Here is an 18,271-nt window from a genome sequence, read left to right as displayed (position 1 = left end):
AACCCGACGGGTATGCCAACAGTATGAGGCAAATCCCCGCGTTCGGAAAGATGCTCGTGAGACAGGCATCCCCCCAATCGGCAGAGGCAGCACGCTGATACACAGGCAGATCAGCAACACATCATTGACCTGCATAATACGGAGCAAAAATTACGGAGTGGTAAACGACCGCCTGCTTTTCCCATTTCCCTCAACGCTCAAGATGCTCACAGGCCCCCCTCTCCCCAAAGAGAGGGTTGTCCCATCCCTTTTTTTGCTGTGTCCCGAAGGTTTATCCAAAAGACTTCTTGCAACGCATTCAAAGAAGACAAACTCTCTAAAGACAGATCAGTCAATGAGATCTGTTCCTTGGTGGGTGCAATCATGAGCCACATGTCCCGTTCTTTTTGCCGTGCAACATTTACCGGAGCCATCCTTGCTGGCCTGACCCTGGCAGACCCTTGCCATGCCACTGCCCCCCCCACCGAGACTCCCCCCTCCTCCACACCCGGCCTGCTGCCGTCCCATCCCGCCGTCGCCTTGTCCTGTCAGGCCGTATCAACCGATCCCAGTGGCAGCGTCAGCCTCAGCATGAAACCCAGTTCGGTCCCGCACACCGTGCAATATCAGGCCGAAGCCCAGAGCCTGACCGAATTGGGGCGGCGGTTTCTGAATGCGTGGAAAGACGAAGCCTTTCAGCGGTGCGGAAAATTCCGCGGCCTGTGGACCACCCCTGATGGTCGCCAACAGCGCGTTGAAGGCAAAACGGCACAGGACGTGCTGGACCGGCTAAAGGCGCTGGGCGCCAAGCCGTGAACCCGGTCATTAGAGCATTTCTCGGTCTCCAAGGATCACGATAAATGCTCTAATGACTTGTTATCTAAGCAAATACGTCGTCGCAGATGTGTCCATCTGCTCGGGATTTGCTCTAGGGCATTGTACCTGCGTCACATCACAGTACACGACAAACAGAAAACAAGATCATGGAGCGCTGCTCCAAACCTCGCTGGGGCCAATCGGCCCCAGACCCCATTCCTTTGAATTCAAAGAAAAAATGGGGGATTGGGGCCTCAGGCCCCAAACGGGTCCAGGCGGTGGCCCGCTCTTGCTTCCCGACTGTCGTATACTGTGGCGTCAGGTTTAACGCACGCTGCTCTAGAGCATTTTCCGTTCTCTCTGGATCACTTTAAATGCTCTAATGTCTTGTATTTTCAGCAAATACGTCATCGCAGATGGACCCATATGCTCGGGATTTGCTCTAATGCTCGGCAAACATTTCCAGTTGCCAGCGCAGTTCAACCTCGGGCATCGCATAGCTGCCATCTGGACGCGGAGGCAATGAGGAATTGGCCGGAACGCGCCCCAGCTTGATCTGAACTTCGTGGGCAAAGCGGGCTGACAGTCCAGCAGCCCAGACCAGTGCAGTAATGGCCCGCGCCGACTGCGAGGCGATGATTTCCAGCACCACCCGCACCGACTGCCCCGAACACACTGCCAGCCCGGCCACCAGTTCATCCACATGGTCGGTCAGCAATGACACCATCAGGGTTGTTTCATTCAGCCGACCAATCTCGTACAGCGCCCGTGCCTGCGCAATAAACGGCTTGAAGCGGTTTTCCGCCTGCTGACTATAAACATTCGGCAACGCCCCGCCACCTTCCTGCAATTTCGCATGCAGGCGGGCATTGACCACCGAACCGATTTCCTTCATCGCCTGTGCTGGCAAATCTGCCCGTTCCAGCAGCCTCTGCAACAGGTGGTCGGCCAGAATTTCAGCCAGCCGCTTGACGCCATAATCCACCAGTTCGGGACGGTGCACCAGCGGTTGCTGCCATTCAGGCCGCTCTTCGGAGCGCGCAATCAGCGCATCCAGAGTATGTTCCTGCAATTGGGCATTGGAGTTATACAACAGATGGGTGATGGCCTTGGTGTCTCCGCTGGCCACGATGGCATCGGTCACCGAGGCATCGACATAGGCACGGCGGGAAATGGCCGACAAGGCCCCCTCGATAGGACTGGAACGGATGATGTCCAACAAATCCTGTTCCCCAAGGATCGGAGAAAACTCCAGAATCGGGGCGGCAACGATAATTTCCAGATCACGCGCCAGACGATTGATCAACGCTGGATCAATGTTCGGCAATTCCTTCAGGCCCTCGGCAATCGCCGCCCGGACCAGCGCCACCCGGTCACGCGACAAGCGGTCAAGGACTTCAAGCGTGATCGAACGGGCCCGCTTGCTCTGCTGGTTGTGGTGCTCGGGGCTGGTTTCCCCCAACGCCACCTTGTCGGCCAGTTGGGCACGCACGTCGGCATCACTGTCATCGGTCAGCAGCAGGTTGGCCCGCACCGGCGCAGACGGATTGCCAGCGACAGCCAACCGCACATCCCGGTCCTGATCACCGGCCAGATAGTAAAGAATTTCAGCCGGAACATCGAGGCGGGCGGCCAGTTGCCGCCGGATGGTGACATCAGCCGCCGCCAGCACCCGCGCCTGTTCATAGCTCAGTTCGCCATCCTGGCTGGGAATCAGCAACGGATCAACCTCGGCCATCACCCCACGGTCGTCGACCGGGGCACGCATCAACTGCCAGCGCAGCGCAACCAGAATGGAGCCGATCGTCATGATGAACGCCCTCCCTGGGGAGCTGGCGCAACGCTATAGCTTCCCTTGCCGCGCTGTTTGACGCTGTACATGGCCGCGTCGGCCCGACTGATAAACTGGTTCATGTCTTCGCCATAGACCGGATCATAGACCGCAATGCCGATCGAGAACATCAGCGGTGCCTGAGGCGACCCGGAATATTTTCGCAAGACAGCAGAGGCCGCCAGAAAGACATCGGCCCGCTTGATGGCCACGGTATCGTCAGCGGCATCCAGCCAGACGGCAAATTCGTCACCGCCCAGACGGGCCACGATATCCGTGCCCCGGGTATTGCCTTTCAGGATTTCAGCCACCCGACGCAACACCTCGTCCCCCACCTCATGCCCACGGGTATCATTGACCATCTTGAAATTGTCGAGGTCAACATACATCAGGGCTCCGGTTTCCCGGCTGCGCGCCAGGCGACGAATCCGTCGTTGCATGTCTTCATAAAAAGCCCGCCGGTTCAGCAACCCGCTCAGGCTGTCCGTGCGGGACACCGCCACCAGAATCCGGTGATTGTGCAACTGCTCCAGGGCGACACCAATCTGGCCGCCGATGCTGACCAGCAAACGCTGTTCGGCCAGCGTAAAATCCGGGCGGCCGTAATCCCGCCAGACCAGAATGACTCCGTTCAGGCGATCCCCGTACTCGGCAAAGGCAGCCATGAAACGCCGTCCGTTGATCTCGTCACAGACAACGCCGTCGTCGTCTTCGGCTTCCTGCAACAACAGGGTCACGCGGGCAATTTCCTGATCGGTCCCCGCCCGGCCAAAAACGGCTTCCTGCACGAAATTGGGGCGGGAGACCCCACGCAACTGGGGGGTCGTACTGGAAAAAATCTGACACCCGGTTCCAGACAATCCATGCGTGACGGCGCTGGCCGCCGCCTGAATCATTGCCTCGGGGGCCGCTTCGCGGCGGAACAGGCGGACAATCCGGCTCAGCGTCCGCTCGCGGGCACGGGATTCCGACGCCTCGGCCTCATGGAAACGCAGATTGGTGATATCGCGGCAAACACCGCGTGCTCCGACAAACTCGCCCTCGCGGTTCATCAGGGGGACCTGGGAAAACTCCAGACAGGCCGGGCTGCCATTGGCGTCAATCAACCAGGCCTCGGCACGATGCAGCGGGGTCGGAGACAAAAACGGGATAATCGGGCCGACCTGATGATCAGGGTCCATCAATTCACCGGCAGAGCGACCAATCAAATCGCGTGCCTTGTAACCAATCAATCCTTGCGGTGCCACAAAGGCAAAACAGCCGTTCCGGTCGACTTCCCACGCAAAGTCGCTGGAGATTTCAACCATCTCCTTGTAGCGCGCCCGCGAGATCGTCAGGGCATTGCGCAAACCGGCATCCAGCGTTTGATCGCGCAGCAGGATCATGCCGCCAAACTCGCGCCCACCACCGATCAGGCCAACAGTACCGGTCAGGGCGGCAGGCAGCAGGGTCACATCATAGACCCGCTCGCCCTCCGGGCTTTCCAGCACCAGACGCTGGGACCCACCCCCTCGCAGGATCAGGCTCAGCACCATCGCCTTCATCGCCGGACTCAGATGATGCTGGATCATGGTTCCGGCAGCAGCAGCAAAAGCAGCGTTACGGGCCAGGACAGCCCCATCCTCGGACACAATGGCAATCGGATCAGCCAGCGCATCCAGGCGCTCTGTCACCAGACGCAGATCGTGTCCTTCCAAGGGTGTCACTGACACCGCATCCTTCAATGCTTCCGACGCCATGCTTTGTTGTACCATGCCCCCACGCGGATCGCGATGGTTTCCTATACACCCGCATCACCAGTGATACAGAATCACCCTCTTTGACCGAGGACTTTAGTTTTACGATCAGTCCGTAAAAAAGCCGTCAATTTCAGAATAAAAAAAAGCGAAGATACTGAAGGGCATCTCCGCTTTTTTTCACCTTAAGGATGATCAGGAATTCAAGGTGTCGGCGTAGCCCTGAATCTTGGAGGCCAGCGATGCTGCCATGAACTGGTCCAGATCGCCGTCCAGAACCCCGCCTGTATCCGAGGTTTCCACGTTGGTCCGCAGGTCCTTCACCATCTGGTAGGGCTGCAGGACATAGGAGCGGATCTGATGGCCCCAACCGTTTTCAGTCTTGGCATCCTGCTCGGCCTGCGATGCGGCCTCGCGGATCTGCAATTCACGCTCGTACAGGCGCGCCCGCAGCATGTTCCAGCAGTGTGCGCGGTTCTGGTGCTGTGACCGTTCGCTCTGGCACTGCACGACGATACCGGTCGGCATATGGGTGATACGCACCGCCGATTCCGTCCGGTTAACGTGCTGACCACCCGCGCCCGACGCACGATAGGTATCAATACGGCAATCGCCTTCATTGACTTCGATTTCGATGTTGTCATCGACCACCGGGTAGACCCACACCGACGAGAACGAGGTATGGCGACGCGCCGAGCTGTCATAGGGTGAAATACGCACCAGACGATGGACGCCGCTTTCCGTCTTCAGCCAGCCATAGGCATTGTGGCCGGTCACCTTGATGGTGACCGACTTGATGCCGGCTTCTTCACCATCGGACTCTTCGAGAATTTCCGTCTTGTAGTCGTGGGCATCGCACCAGCGCAGGTACATGCGGCGCAGGATGTTGGCCCAATCCTGCGCCTCGGTCCCACCGGCCCCGGCATTGATTTCCACATAGCAATCGTTGCCATCGGCTTCGCCGGACAGCAGACTTTCCAGCTCGCGCTTGGCCACCTCTTCGCGCAGGGCACGCAGGGATGCAAGGCCCTCGTTGATGGTGTCCTCGTCGCCTTCGACTTCCCCCAGCTCGACCAGAGTGATCGCATCATCCAGCTCACGCTCCAGACGACGGAAGCCGTTGATGGCGTTATCGAGCTGGGTCCGCTCACGCATCAGCTTTTGCGCGGCCTCGGCATTGTTCCACAGGTTGGGGTCTTCGGCATGGGCGTTCAACTCCTCCAGACGGAGAACAGACACATCCCAGTCAAAGATGCCTCCGGAGCAAGGACATCGACTGCTTGATTTCATCGACCAGAGACTGGGCTTCTGCGCGCATTGTTTGGGTATCCGTTTGCTAATCGTATCGGGAACGGGTGGTATTTTTATTTAGAGCATCGCACGAAAAGTGGGAACCGGTTTTCGTATCAGCGATGCGACAGATCATCATCCCCGCATCGCACGAAAAGTGGGAACCGGTTTTCGTACCAGCGATGCGGCAGATCATCATCCCCGCATCGCACGAAAAGGGAGAACAGGTTTTCGTGCGATGCAAGCGGGATCAATACAGCCCACCGGCCTGCGGCTGCGCCACCGGCGTTGCAGTCGCCGGACCGGTGGTGGTCATCGGCGGCGGAGCCAGCGTTGGTTGCTGCGCATTGGGGGCCGGCGCCACTGGCTGTTGCTGTGACTGGGCGGACGGCACCTGTGGCTGATACACTGGTGACTGATACACAGGCGAAGCCGGTGTTGCCTGCGGAACAGGCTGAGACGGAACCGCCTGTTCGGGCAGCCCATCCGGGTTGACCTGCACCGGAGGCGCCCCCCCCAGCAGTGCCGGAGCGGTCACGCCGGGCACCGCCGCACCATAGGGGCTGTTCCCACCCGGCAGCGCCGACGGACCATTTTCATCCACAGGCGCACCGCCCAGTTCATCCCCCAGCATGTCGCCCTGCGCCGGGGCCGCCATCGGATCAAACGGTGCCGAGCCGTCCAGCACCTGATCGGTCCCCAGCAGCGACGGCGTGCCATCCTTGAAGGCTTCGCGGATGATGTCGCTGTCACCATATTCGGCCAGACGACCGGTCGCATGGTTCACACGCACAAAGGCGATCCCCGGCGGCACCGGGAACGGGCGGACGGATTTGCCCTTCAGGGCCTCTTCCATAAAGCTCTTGAAGATCGGCAGCGCCGTCGAGGTCCCGGTTTCCTGCCGCCCCAGCGTCCGTGGCTCGTCAAAGCCGACAAAGACCCCAACCACCAGATCAGGGGTAAAGCCCATGAACCAGGTATCGATGCTGTCGTTGGTGGTGCCGGTCTTGCCCGCCATTGGCACCCCCAGTTCGGCCAGACGGCGCGCCGTGCCGTACTGGATCACGCCTTCCATGATGTGAACGATCTGATAGACCGACCGGGGATCAGCGATCTGCTCGCGGGTATCGGGGACCGATGGGACATCCTGCCCGACCCAGTTCATCGCCTCACAGCCATCACAGGGGCGACTGTCATGCTTGTAAATGGTCTTGCCGTTGCGGTCCTGAATGCGGTCGATCAGGGTAGGCTGCAACCGTTTTCCACCATTGGCCAGCATACCATAGGCCGTTGCCAGACGCAGGACAGTGGTTTCCCCCGCCCCCAGCGACGCTGCCAGCAAACGCGGGAATTTTTCGTCAACTCCAAAGACTTCAGCTTCATGGGCAACCTTGTCCATCCCGACAGCCTGCGCCAGACGCACGGTCATCAGGTTACGGGACTTTTCAATCCCGACACGCAAGGTCGAGGGACCATAATATTCGCCGGAATAATTTTTGGGCTGCCATTTCGGCAACCCCGGTCCCTGATCATAAATGAACGGAGCATCCAGCACCAGCGTTGACGGGGTATAGCCAGCCTCCAGCGCCGCCAGATAGACGAACGGCTTGAACGACGAGCCGGGCTGGCGCAGGGCCTGGGTGGCGCGGTTGAATTCCGATGCCTTGCTGGACCAGCCGCCGGACATCGCCAGCACGCGCCCGGTATGCGGGTCCAGCGCCACCATCGCCCCGTTCACATCGGGGATCTGGCGCAACGAATAGATCGCCGGACCTTTGGCCTCATCTTTCCTTGTATCGTCTTTCTTTGCGTCATCCTTGCCCGCTTTGGCGGGCTTGCTGTCCTTTTTCGGAGCCAGTTCGACCATGATCAGGTCGCCGCGCCGCATGACATCACCGGTCTTGCCAACCGCCGGGCCCATGCCCTGTTTGCCGGGCAGAACCCGCCGGGCCCAGCGCATGTCTTCCAGCGGGATGATCCCGGTCGTTCCGTCCGGCAGGCCGATTTTTGCCTCTTTGGCCCCGGCATCCAGCACCATCGCCAGACGCCATTCATCAAGCATCCCCTTCGGCGGCTGGGCCGCCGACAACAGCTTTTGCCACACGGCATCGCTGGCGGCGTTGGGCAGGTCAACATGATCGGCCACCCCGCGCCAGCCATGGCGACGATCGTATTCCTGCAATCCCTTGCGCAGCGAACGGGTGGCCAGCTCCTGATAGGCCGGATCAAGGGTGGTGCGGACAGCCAGCCCGCCCTTGTACAGCTGGTCTTCGCCGTACTGCTGCACCAGTTGGCGGCGGACTTCTTCGGCAAAGTACTCGCCACCGCGCACATAGTCGGTTTCGTCACGCGACCGGATGGTCAACGGTTCCTGCATCGCCTGCCGGGCTTCCTCGGCGGTGATGTGGCCGTCTTCCTGCATGCGGCCAATCACCCAGTTGCGGCGCTCGACAGCGGCATCATGGTGACGGAAAGGATGGTAATTGTTGGGAGCCTTGGGCAAAGCGGCCAGATAGGCGACTTCGGCCACATCCAGCTGATCCAGCGACTTGTTGAAGTAATTCAACGCCGCCGCCGCCACCCCATAGGACCCCATGCCGAGGTAGATTTCATTCAGGTACAGCTCGAGGATTTTTTCCTTGCTGTACATCTGTTCCAGCCGGGTGGCGAGGATCGCTTCCTTGACCTTGCGGGCAATGGAGACTTCGTTGGTCAGCAGAAAGTTCTTGGCCACCTGCTGGGTGATGGTCGATGCCCCCACCGGGCGGCGGTCCGAACCCATGTTCCGTGCGTTCACCACCACCGCACGCAGCAGGCCCATCGGGTCAATCCCCTGATGGGTATAGAACGTTTTGTCTTCGGCGGACAAAAAGGCGTTCACGATCTGCTGGGGAATGGCATTGACCGGCACAAAGACGCGCTTTTCCACTGCGTATTCGTTCATCAGGTGCCCGTCACCGGCATACAGGCGAGTGGTGACGGGCGGCTGATAATTGGCCAGCTGGGTATAGTCCGGCAGCTGTTGCCCATAGTGCCAGAACACACCACCAACAGCCAGGACCGCCAAAAAGACGAGCAGCAGAATGGTGCTGAGAGTGAAAACGATAAACCGGACCATGGACAGTCACCAATCCTCTAAACCGTCGCGCGTTACATCTGGATCAGGCACGACGATCCCGCCTTTTGAAGTGTCGCATCGTGTGTGCGCAAAACCGGATCCACTGTTGCGTACGATGCCCTAACCCGACACGGGTCAACCATCCCGGCGCCTTTATGCGTGGGACGGCCTGATACTCACGGGCAAACCGACGGTCTGCACGATGGCCTTGTTATGGGGTTTCCGTGCCACGGTGTCATCAACGATCTGGAACAATACGGCCTTGCAGACAGAAAAAAGGCATCCCCCAAGCCGCAGCGCGACCCCGGAGAAGGCAGCTCCCACCACAGTCACCATTCGGTAATTACCGCCCGCTCTTGCGAACCTTGTTGAAGTAGGCATCAACCGATCGTGTCAGCGAGTCTCCCAGCTTGGCACGATACTCTCTGGTTTGCAGTTGTCGTGCTTCGTCCGGATTCGACAGATAGCCCATTTCGATCAGCACCGACGGCACATCCGGGGCCTTCAGCACCGCGAAACCGGCAAAGCGGTGCGTTTGCCGCAACAGCGTCACTTCACGCCGCAACTGCACCACCATCCCTTCGGCCATCTGCGACGACAGGTTCATCGTTTCCCGCTGGGCCAGATCGATCAGGATGTTGGTCACATCCTGACTTTGGTGGCTGAGGTCCATCCCGGCGATGATATCGACCTTGTTTTCAGAATCCGCCAGCGCGGCGGCTTCGGAGTCAGAAGCCTTTTCAGACAGGGTATAGACCGACAGCCCCTTGACCGCCGTGCTGGGATTGGAGTCAGCATGCAGGCTGATAAACAGGTCGGCACCATGGCGACGGGCAATGGCAATCCGCTCACGCAAGGGGATGAACATGTCGGTGCTGCGGGTCATGTGGACGGTATAGCGCCCACTGCGATCGAGCATCGCCTTGAATTCCTTGCCCGCAGCCAGGGTGATATTTTTTTCATAGATGCCGGTCACACCGATGGCACCGGGATCAACCCCGCCGTGACCGGGATCGAGCACGATCACCGGCTTGCGCCCGGACGATGCCACCTGTTTGGGCGTTTCCGGCGGCTTGACCGCCACTTCCGGCTGTTCAGGCGGCGGGGCCGCCGGCTGGAACGTCCCCATGCGGTTGTTCGGCCCCGACGCCTTGAGGAACGCCTCGATGGAAGTCACCTCGAGGTCCATCACAAAGCGCCACGGACCACCATCGGTGGGAGGAATGACGAACGCCTGCTTTACCGTCGCCGGGCGGGAGAGGTCAAACACCAGCCGCGAATTTCCCGGCTGGAACAGGCCATAGCGCAACGAACTGACCAGCCCGCCACCGCCAAACACCCCGTTCCCCTGAAACTGCCAGGCCACTTCGGGCATATCAACCACCACCCGCGCCGGGTCCGGCAGGGTGAACAGGCTGAAATTCACCTGACTGGCAAAGTCGATCACCACGCGGGTAAAGCCGTCATGCGACCCCAGCCGGACACTGGTCGCCCGCACGGCAGCCAGAACGGCATCGGGGCAGACCAGCACACCGGCCAGCCCGCAAAAGCCCGCCAACACAGCACGCCGGGGCAGAACCGGGCCTTCCAGACCATCTCTGGCCATTCGCGCCGATCGTCGTGTCAAAGCCTGCGCTGTCACGGCCTGATCGTCTGCGGAGGAGGTTCCTTTGCGGTATCTCATGCCTTTGTGCGGGCCCTTTTAAACCTAACCGTTGCTCTGGCACGCTCCTGCCGGGTGCCGCCGTACTGACACAGTGATGCAGGGGGAGGACGGATCACAAACCACCATCCCTGCGTTCAAGAGGCATTCTCTGGGACTGTCGCGGCGAGTTTGTCCGAAAGCCCCCGTTCATGCAACCCCAAACCACCCCGCAAACCGCCCCATGGTCCGACGGAGCCAGCCCCAGACGGTTGAATTTGCGTAAAAAGCCTGCAAGCACCCGTTTTCCCTGACCATTTTCCACCCACTGGACAAAGAAGGTGCAACAGACGCGAAAGAAGCGTTGTAGAAGTTTCTGCCAACAGGTATTGTGAACCAGTGAATGGCCGTCGCTGGTCCATTTTCACTCCGCATCCCTCCCGCGCTCTGGAGCTGTAGCCGCCGAAACAAAGGCGCTCTGACCACTCGCAAAAGGGGTGATGCGGCAGGAACGTTCCCTGCCATACAGGGGGTGCATCCGGGTAGAAAGCCCCGCAATCCGGGGACCATGCCCCGGGCGCCCCACAGCGCAGTCTGTCCTGCCGCTCCGGTCTGGTGATCCCGTCAACAGGGACCGCAGGCTGTCAGGGAGGAAACACCAGTGATCAGTTCACCTCACCATCCTATTTTCGAGGTCTTTTGTGCTGCCCCTTCCCCGTAACGACAAAACTGACAACGGCACCAGCCTGATGCTGGGTCGCCGCTGCATGGTCGTTGACGGTGGCCTGTCGGGCGCTGAAAGCCCCCTTGGCACGATTTCCCGCGCATCCATGCCCTCCTGCAGGGGGATGACGCGGTGACACGGAGTTACACGGTTAATGGTCAAGCGTATGCTTATCGATGCAACGCACGCCGAAGAAACGCGCGTTGTTGTCGTCAATGGAACCCGGCTGGAACAGCTTGACGTCGAGACGTCAACCAAAAAGCAGCTGAAGGGCAACATCTATCTCGCCAAGGTGATCCGCGTGGAGCCGTCACTTCAGGCGGCCTTTGTGGACTATGGCGGAAACCGCCACGGTTTCCTCGCCTTCAGCGAAATCCACCCCGACTATTATCAGATCCCGCAGGCCGACCGTCAGGCCCTGATGGAAGCCCAGGCCGCCGAAGCCGCACGCGATGACGACGAAGACGACGACGTTGACAACCTCGGCGGCGACGATCAGGACGACGAAGCCCCGCGCTCGCGTTCCCGTTCGCTGCGTGACTACAAAATCCAGGAAGTCATCAAGCGCCGCCAGATCATGCTGGTGCAGGTGGTCAAGGAAGAACGCGGCAACAAGGGCGCAGCGCTGACCACCTACCTCAGCCTCGCCGGTCGTTATTGCGTGCTGATGCCCAACACCTCGCGCGGGGGTGGCGTGTCGCGCAAGATCACCAGTCTGGCCGACCGCAAGCGCCTGAAACAGATCATGGGCGAGCTGCACAGCCCGACCTCGATGGCCGTCATCCTGCGCACCGCCGGACAGGAACGCTCCAAGGCCGAAATCAAGCGCGACTATGAATACCTGATGCGGACCTGGAACCAGATCCGCGAAACCACCATGCAATCGCGCGCCCCGGCCCTGATCCACGAAGAAGGCAGCCTGATCAAGCGCGCCATCCGTGACGTTTACTCGTCGGACATCGAAGAGGTGCTGGTCGATGGCGAAGAAGGCTATCGTCTGGCCAAGGACTTCATGAAGCTGCTGACCCCCAGCCACGCCAAAAAAGTCCAGCCCTATCGCGACGACACCATGCCGCTGTATCACCGCTATCAGGTGGACAGCCAGCTTGACGCCATGCACAGCCCGACCGTCCATCTGAAGTCGGGCGGCTATATCGTCATCAACCAGACCGAAGCGCTGGTTGCCATCGACGTCAACTCGGGCCGCGCCACCAAGGAACGGCACATCGAGGAAACGGCGCTGAAGACCAACCTCGAAGCCGCCGAGGAAATTTCCCGTCAGTTGCGTCTGCGCGATCTGGCCGGCCTGATTGTGATCGACTTCATCGACATGGAGGAGAGCCGCAACAACGCCGCCGTCGAACGCAAGCTGAAGGAAGCCTTGAAGCAGGATCGCGCCCGCATCCAGATGGGCCGCATCAGCCACTTCGGCCTGCTGGAACTGTCGCGTCAGCGCCTGCGCCCGTCGTTGCAGGAAACCAGCTTCGAAGTCTGCCCGCACTGCAAGGGCTCGGGCGTGGTGCGGTCGGTCGAAAGTGCCGCTGTCCACATCCTGCGCGTGATCGAGGAAGAAGGCGTCCGCCGCCGCTCGGCCGAAATCGTCGTCTCGGTGGCGACCCCGGTCGCCCTCTACATCCTCAACAACAAGCGTTCGGCACTGGCTGAAATCGAATCCCGCTATGACTTCAATGTCTATCTGCGGGGCGACGATACCCTGATCAGCCCCGATTACCGGATGGAAAAAGTCAAGGCCGAAGCCCTGCCGCTGCGCGCTGGCGACGACCGCCCGGTCGAAGATCTGCCCGCGCAGGCGGTGGTGTCGGCCTCGGCAGCCATCGAGCCGGAAGATGCCGAAGACGCCATCACCCTCGGCGCTGACAGCGACGAAGACACCAGCGAAACCGGTGACACCGGCAACGGGGACCGCAAGCGCCGCAAGCGTCGCAAGCGTCGTCGGCGCTACGAAGACGGCGATGACGCTCAGGCTACGGGCAGCGACAGCGACGCCCAGGACGAAGACGGGCAGGACGAAGATGGTCAGGACGATGGCGCCGAAGACGACGCCAGCGAAGCGACCACCGAGGAAGAGCGTGAAAACCGCCGCCGCCGCCGTTCCCGTCGTGGTGGTCGCCGCCGTCGTCGTGGCGATGGCAACGATGAACAGGCCAACGGCGAAGAAGACCGCGCCATTGATGCCGAAGACATCGGTGCCGACGGTGCCACCAAGGTTGCCGCCCCGCTCGAAGACGCCCCGGCTGAGGCTCCGGTCGCTGTCGTTGTTGACGCTGTGGTGGAGCAGGCCGAAGACGACGACGCCTCGCAAAGCAGCGAGCGCCCGCGCCGCCGCCGTGTTCGCCGTGCCGCTGGCACCCGCGACACCAGCACTCCGGCGGTGACCATCGACGCCCAGCCCGAAAGCGCCCCGGCGCCGATGGTTGTTGAGGCTCCGGTTGTCGCTCCGGTGGTGGAAGCTCCGGTGATTGAGGCCCCTGCCCCGGTGGCAGCGGTCGAGCCGGTCGCTGAAGCCGTGGCCGAAGTCGCCACCAGCAAGCCGGTCGAAGTCGCCGCAGCCGCCCCGGCTGCCGACGCCAAGCCGCGCCGTGGGTGGTGGAGCCGGTAAGGCTCTTCCAGCCTGAAACAAAAGCAGGGTGCTTTTCGTCGTCCGTTGGACATGGAAAGCACCCTGTTTTTTTATGCCTGCGGGGAAGGGGAAGAGGAAAAAGTCGTGTGGCTCCGCCCCACACCCCGCTGGGGCCTTGAGGCCCCAGGCCCCGGTACTTTTTCAGATAGAATTTAGCGATTGCCTTCCGCATGATCATAGCTTGCGCTCTTGATACATGAGGCACCTCAAATTCAGAAATACAGGGCATTTTTCCCCGCTGTTTTCCTGATTCTCTGGGCAAGCGGCTTTGTTTTTCTCAAAATGGGGCTTGCCTATGCTGATCCCCTGACATTTCTGGCACTGAGATATGTCCTTGTTGTCGGCGCGCTGCTCATTCCGATACTTCTGATCAGGCCCGTGTTTCCATCAACAAAACGAGGATGGGGAGCCCTGATCGGCGTCGGCCTGTTTCTGCAAGCCGGGTATTTTGCCTTTACCTACCTCAGCCTGCGCTACGGCCTCACGGCTGGGGCGGTCGCCCTGATCACCAGCCAACAGCCCATCCTGATGGGCCTGCTGGCCCCCACCCTCGCCGGGGAACGGGTGTCACGGACACGCTGGCTTGGCCTGATCCTCGGGGTGAGCGGCGCGGCAATCGTCATTCTCGCCAATGCAACCACGACGGCAACATCCCCTGTCGGCATCCTGTTCGGTGTTTTGGCGCTGTTTTCCATGGCGGCCAGTACCCTGACGGAAAAGCGGTTCTCCGTTCCAACGCATCCGCTTGCCGCAAACCTTGTGCAGTATTCAATAGGCCTGGCTATTGCCGCCCCGCTGGCCTATTGCCTTGAACCAATGACCGTCACATGGTCATGGCCGCTCATCGGTTCCCTGAGCTATCTAGTCTTCGGAAATTCCTTGCTCGCCATTTCGCTCCTGCTCGCGATGGTCCGTCATGGCGAAGCATCGCGGGTTTCAGCGCTGTTCTTCCTCGTCCCACCATTAACGGCTATCATCGCCTTTGTGGTGCTGGGCGAACCCTTCGCCCTGACCGCCATTCCGGGGATGCTGCTGGCCATTGCAGGCATCTATCTCGTGATGCGCAAATCGTGAAAAGAATGGAGGTCAGGTGCCTTCAGGCCCAAAAACAAAAATCGCCTCTTGCTGTCCCCTCAGGGCTGCAAGAAGCGTTGATGTCCTCGAAAGTTGGCGTCCCCACGGGGATTCGAACCCCGGTCGCCGCCGTGAAAGGGCGGTGTCCTAGGCCTCTAGACGATGGGGACGTCGAGGCGTGGGCGGTTTATACGCATCGGCCAGACATCTGGCAAGACATTTCTTCACCATCGGGCAAAAAAACAATAAAAACAAACCCATGGTCCTTAATACCCAAGTGAAATAAATTTCTGGTTGCGTGACGACCGTCACAGGTTGGCCCTGATCCATCGGCCACAATCGCCGTTCTTTCGGGCGGAAGCCTTTCAAAAAACTTCAATCAGGACAATACGTTATCACCATTCGCGCAGGGGAGTGACCGGGCAACCATGCTGATTTTGGCGACAGACTTCGGCCTTGCAGGCCCGTACATGGGCCAGATGCATGCGGTCCTCGCCCTCAATGCCCCCTCTGTGCCACGGATTGACCTGTTCGCCGATCTTCCGGTGTTTGATCCCTATCGGGCATCATACCTGCTTCCGGCCTATTGCCGGACGCCCTTTCCTGCTGACAGCGTGTTTCTGTGCGTGGTGGACCCCGGCGTCGGCACCGACCGCAAAGCGGTTATCGTTCGCACAGCGCAGGGCTGGTTCGTCGGCCCCGATAACGGCCTGTTTGCGCAGATCGTCCGCCGGGCAAAAACCGTCGAGGCGTGGGAAATCCTCTGGCGTCCGGAAACCCTCAGCGCCAGCTTTCATGGCCGCGACCTGTTTGCCCCGGTGGCGGCGGCCCTTGCGCGTGGCGAACGCCCGGCAGCAGAGCCGACGGCGGGGTGCCTGTACGCAGCCCCCCTTCCCCCGACCGAGCTTGACCGCCCACACTGGCCCGACGATCTGGCCGAAATCGTCTATCTCGACCATTACGGCAACGCCATCACCGGCCTGCGCCCGTCGGTTCTTGCTGCTGATGCCGTTCTGTCCTGCCGGGATCACCGCGTCCGTGCGGCGACAACCTTTGGCGCGGTCCCACCGCAGAGCGGTTTCTGGTACGTCAACAGTAACGGCCTGATTGAGATTGCCCTCAATGGCGGCAGCGTGGCGACTCACTGGCACGGGGGGATTGGCGATCATGTCTCGTTCTGACTCCCTGCCTCTGATAACCAAAAAATCCTTTCCCTTGAGACACAAAGCGACCTTTCCTAAAACTTTAGGTAAATTTAAACGGATTCTGCCCCATTCTGGGGACATCATCACAGTCATTGGTATGAACGGCCTGACGGGCGCAGCAACGGTGGTCCAACAATGAGCTTGCACGTAAAGTTCTGGGGAGTCCGGGGCAGCATCGCCTGCCCAAGCCCGAACCATGTCGTCTATGGTGGCAACACCAGTTGCGTGCAGGTCACCCTTGACGACCACACCATCATTTTTGATGCAGGCACCGGCATTCGCGGGCTGGGCCATGAAATCCTGCGCCGCGACATCCGCCGCAGCAGCCTGATGCTGACCCACACCCATTGGGACCACATCAACGGCTTTCCGTTCTTTGCTCCGGCGTTTCAGGCCAACCGCCACTTCCGCATCTATGCCGGTCACCTGCAAGAGATGGGCGGCATTTATCATGTGCTGGCCAACCAGATGGCCAACCCGACCTTCCCGGTTCCGCTCGATGCGTTGCAGGCCACTCTGGAATTCATCGACTTCACGCAGGGCGAAACCCTTGAACCCGAACCGGGGGTGCTGGTCCGCACCGCCCCCCTGCGCCACCCCAATGGCGCCACCGGCTACCGGATTGATTACAAAGGGGCCTCGGTCTGCTATGTCACCGACACCGAGCACATCCCCGGCCAGCCGGACCAGACCATTCTGGACCTGATCGCCGGTGCCGATCTGGTGATCTATGACAGCACCTATACCGACAGCGAATTCCCGGCCAAAGTCGGCTGGGGCCATTCGACATGGCAGGAAGGCGTCCGCCTGTGCCGTCAGGCCGATGCCAAGCGGCTGGCCATTTTCCACCATGACCCCGACCACGACGACCAGTTCATGGAACGTCTGGAAGAAGAAGCCCGCACCCTGTGGTCTGGCGCGCTGGTGGCCCGCGACAATCTGGAACTGACTCTCGCCTGAGCCAGAGGACAACCGCACTTTTCCTCTGGCTTTGTTTTTGCCATTCGTTATATTCATTGGGATATAAAAAGGAGGCGAGCCATGCGGGTTGCGGTTGCCACTCAGGATCTGACGCGGATTGATGCCCATTTCGGCTGGGCCAAGCACATGATGTTCTTTGACATCAGCGCCGAGGGCTATCATCTGGTCCGCACCCACCGCTTTCGCGGGCCGTTGCAGGCCGACGGCGACCCGGCCAAGCTGGCGGCCAAAATCCGCACCCTGCGCGGCTGTTCGCTGGTGTTTGTGCAGGATATCGGCCTCGAAGCCTCGGCCCGCCTGAACAGTCTGCACATTCAGGCGGTGCGGTCCTACGCCAACCGCCCGATTTCCGAGGCGCTGGAAGATCTGGTCAGCCGCCTGCGCCAACGCCCACCGCGCTGGCTGCGGCGCGAAGAACAACGGTCTCGCCAGTCACAGACCCGCCTGTCCCTTAGAGCATTTTCCGTTCTCTCTGGATCACTTCAAATGCTCTAATATCTTGTATTTTCAGCAAATACGTCGTCGCAGATGGAGCCATCTGCTCGGGATTTGCTCTAGCGCCCAAGCCACGTACTGACTTACGGGCAAAAACGCTGCGCGGTGGTGATCGTCACCCCCGCCTGCGCCAACGCCGCCAGCGCCCGCCCGACCGAGCCGTCAAGGTTGATCCCCCGGCTGGCATCTTCGATCAGCACCGCCTGCAACCCGATGGCGCGAGCATCCAGCAGCGAGTAACTGACGCAATAGTCGGTGGCGAGGCCACAGCCGATCACCCGCGTCACGCCCCGCGCCTGCAAATACCCTTGCAGGCCGGTGGCGGTCTGATGGTCGTTTTCAAAGAAGGCCGAGTAGGAATCGACCGTCGGCGTTCCGCCTTTGCGGATGATCGCCTGCGCCGCCCCGCTGCGCAGATCGGGATGGAACGCCGCTCCCAGACTGTCCTGCACACAATGATTCGGCCACAACACTTGCTCACCATAGGGCATGGTGATGGTTTCGAACGGCTGACGGCCCGCATGTGACGAGGCAAACGAGCCATGCCCGACCGGGTGCCAGTCCTGCGTCAGCACAACAGCCGCCCCGGCCTGCATCGCCTCGGCAATCAGGCCGTTGATCACCGGCACCACTGCATCACCCTCCGGCACCGCCAAAGCGCCCCCCGGACAAAAGTCGTTTTGCACATCAATGATCAGCAGCACATCGGTTGGCAGAAACGCCATTGCATCCCCCTGCA

At 60.4% G+C, this 18,271-nt stretch carries 12 protein-coding genes and 1 tRNA gene; 6 read left to right on the top strand and 7 right to left on the bottom strand.

Annotated elements, in window-relative coordinates:
* The first annotated feature begins 372 nt into the window (after window positions 1-372).
* Entirely contained in the window at window positions 373-795 is a 423-nt protein-coding gene (locus BW995_RS00850) for a hypothetical protein (RefSeq protein WP_076398100.1), read from the top strand.
* Window positions 796-1,237: 442 nt separating this feature from the next.
* Here the strand turns inward: BW995_RS00850 and BW995_RS00845 are convergent, their stop codons facing one another.
* The 5 genes from BW995_RS00845 to BW995_RS00820 all read right to left on the bottom strand — a co-directional run bounded on the left by BW995_RS00845 (window position 1,238) and on the right by BW995_RS00820 (window position 10,376).
* Window positions 1,238-2,605: a DUF2336 domain-containing protein gene (locus tag BW995_RS00845; protein WP_084194471.1), complete on the bottom strand. Its 1,368-nt coding sequence runs from the start codon at window positions 2,603-2,605 to the stop codon at window positions 1,238-1,240.
* Window positions 2,602-4,332, bottom strand: a complete 1,731-nt coding sequence (locus tag BW995_RS00840) for a sensor domain-containing diguanylate cyclase (RefSeq protein WP_175616944.1) — start codon at window positions 4,330-4,332, stop codon at window positions 2,602-2,604. The genes BW995_RS00845 and BW995_RS00840 overlap by 4 nt, the downstream gene beginning before the upstream one ends.
* Before the next feature lie 225 nt (window positions 4,333-4,557).
* Window positions 4,558-5,680, bottom strand: a protein-coding gene (gene prfB, locus BW995_RS00835; RefSeq protein WP_139332705.1) for a peptide chain release factor 2 whose coding sequence is annotated in 2 segments (ribosomal slippage) — window positions 4,558-5,610 and window positions 5,612-5,680 — 1,122 coding nt in all. Because the reading frame shifts where the segments join, the coding sequence is not laid out codon by codon here.
* A 222-nt stretch (window positions 5,681-5,902) separates the two neighbouring features.
* Entirely contained in the window at window positions 5,903-8,770 is a 2,868-nt protein-coding gene (locus BW995_RS00830) for a penicillin-binding protein 1A (RefSeq protein ID WP_076398095.1), read from the bottom strand.
* Window positions 8,771-9,113: 343 nt separating this feature from the next.
* Window positions 9,114-10,376, bottom strand: coding sequence for an N-acetylmuramoyl-L-alanine amidase (locus tag BW995_RS00820; protein ID WP_076398091.1), 1,263 nt, complete (start codon window positions 10,374-10,376; stop codon window positions 9,114-9,116).
* A 914-nt stretch (window positions 10,377-11,290) separates the two neighbouring features.
* Between BW995_RS00820 and BW995_RS00815 the strand changes: the two genes are divergently transcribed.
* Together BW995_RS00815 and BW995_RS00810 are read left to right on the top strand one after the other, a co-directional pair.
* Window positions 11,291-13,756, top strand: coding sequence for an Rne/Rng family ribonuclease (locus BW995_RS00815; protein WP_076398090.1), 2,466 nt, complete (start codon window positions 11,291-11,293; stop codon window positions 13,754-13,756).
* 210 nt (window positions 13,757-13,966) lie between these two features.
* Complete coding sequence (locus tag BW995_RS00810) at window positions 13,967-14,851, top strand: DMT family transporter (protein ID WP_076398088.1); 885 nt, start codon at window positions 13,967-13,969, stop codon at window positions 14,849-14,851.
* Between the two features lie 94 nt (window positions 14,852-14,945).
* On the opposite strand, the gene BW995_RS00805 is transcribed toward BW995_RS00810, so the two are convergent.
* Window positions 14,946-15,021: transfer RNA gene (locus BW995_RS00805), tRNA-Glu, on the bottom strand.
* 258 nt (window positions 15,022-15,279) lie between these two features.
* Between BW995_RS00805 and BW995_RS00800 the strand changes: the two genes are divergently transcribed.
* From BW995_RS00800 to BW995_RS00790, 3 genes are all read left to right on the top strand, one after another.
* Window positions 15,280-16,032: an SAM hydrolase/SAM-dependent halogenase family protein gene (locus tag BW995_RS00800; protein ID WP_076398087.1), complete on the top strand. Its 753-nt coding sequence runs from the start codon at window positions 15,280-15,282 to the stop codon at window positions 16,030-16,032.
* Window positions 16,033-16,191: 159 nt separating this feature from the next.
* Window positions 16,192-17,016, top strand: coding sequence for an MBL fold metallo-hydrolase (locus BW995_RS00795; RefSeq protein WP_076398082.1), 825 nt, complete (start codon window positions 16,192-16,194; stop codon window positions 17,014-17,016).
* Window positions 17,017-17,097: 81 nt separating this feature from the next.
* Window positions 17,098-17,532 (top strand): NifB/NifX family molybdenum-iron cluster-binding protein, encoded by a 435-nt coding sequence (locus BW995_RS00790; protein WP_076398081.1) that lies wholly within the window; start codon window positions 17,098-17,100, stop codon window positions 17,530-17,532.
* A gap of 83 nt (window positions 17,533-17,615) precedes the next feature.
* Here BW995_RS00790 and pncA read toward each other — a convergent pair whose 3' ends face one another.
* Window positions 17,616-18,257, bottom strand: coding sequence for a bifunctional nicotinamidase/pyrazinamidase (pncA, locus tag BW995_RS00785; RefSeq protein ID WP_076398079.1), 642 nt, complete (start codon window positions 18,255-18,257; stop codon window positions 17,616-17,618).
* Window positions 18,258-18,271 lie beyond the last annotated feature (14 nt).

Source organism: Insolitispirillum peregrinum (genome assembly GCF_900156605.1).
Lineage (GTDB): Bacteria > Pseudomonadota > Alphaproteobacteria > Rhodospirillales > Rhodospirillaceae > Insolitispirillum > Insolitispirillum peregrinum.
Note: the sequence above shows the minus strand (reverse complement) of the source record. Positions and strands in the feature narration are given on the sequence as shown.

Bases quoted from the DNA above. Each gene is read 5' to 3' on its own strand.
- BW995_RS00800 (WP_076398087.1), top strand. From the start codon at position 15,280: ATGCTGATTTTGGCGACAGACTTCGGCCTTGCAGGCCCGTACATGGGC.
- BW995_RS00850 (WP_076398100.1), top strand. From the start codon at position 373: ATGTCCCGTTCTTTTTGCCGTGCAACATTTACCGGAGCCATCCTTGCT.
- BW995_RS00845 (WP_084194471.1), bottom strand. From the start codon at position 2,605: ATGACGATCGGCTCCATTCTGGTTGCGCTGCGCTGGCAGTTGATGCGT.
- BW995_RS00790 (WP_076398081.1), top strand. From the start codon at position 17,098: ATGCGGGTTGCGGTTGCCACTCAGGATCTGACGCGGATTGATGCCCAT.
- BW995_RS00830 (WP_076398095.1), bottom strand. From the start codon at position 8,770: ATGGTCCGGTTTATCGTTTTCACTCTCAGCACCATTCTGCTGCTCGTC.
- pncA (WP_076398079.1), bottom strand. From the start codon at position 18,257: ATGGCGTTTCTGCCAACCGATGTGCTGCTGATCATTGATGTGCAAAAC.
- BW995_RS00795 (WP_076398082.1), top strand. From the start codon at position 16,192: ATGAGCTTGCACGTAAAGTTCTGGGGAGTCCGGGGCAGCATCGCCTGC.
- BW995_RS00815 (WP_076398090.1), top strand. From the start codon at position 11,291: ATGGTCAAGCGTATGCTTATCGATGCAACGCACGCCGAAGAAACGCGC.
- BW995_RS00820 (WP_076398091.1), bottom strand. From the start codon at position 10,376: ATGGCCAGAGATGGTCTGGAAGGCCCGGTTCTGCCCCGGCGTGCTGTG.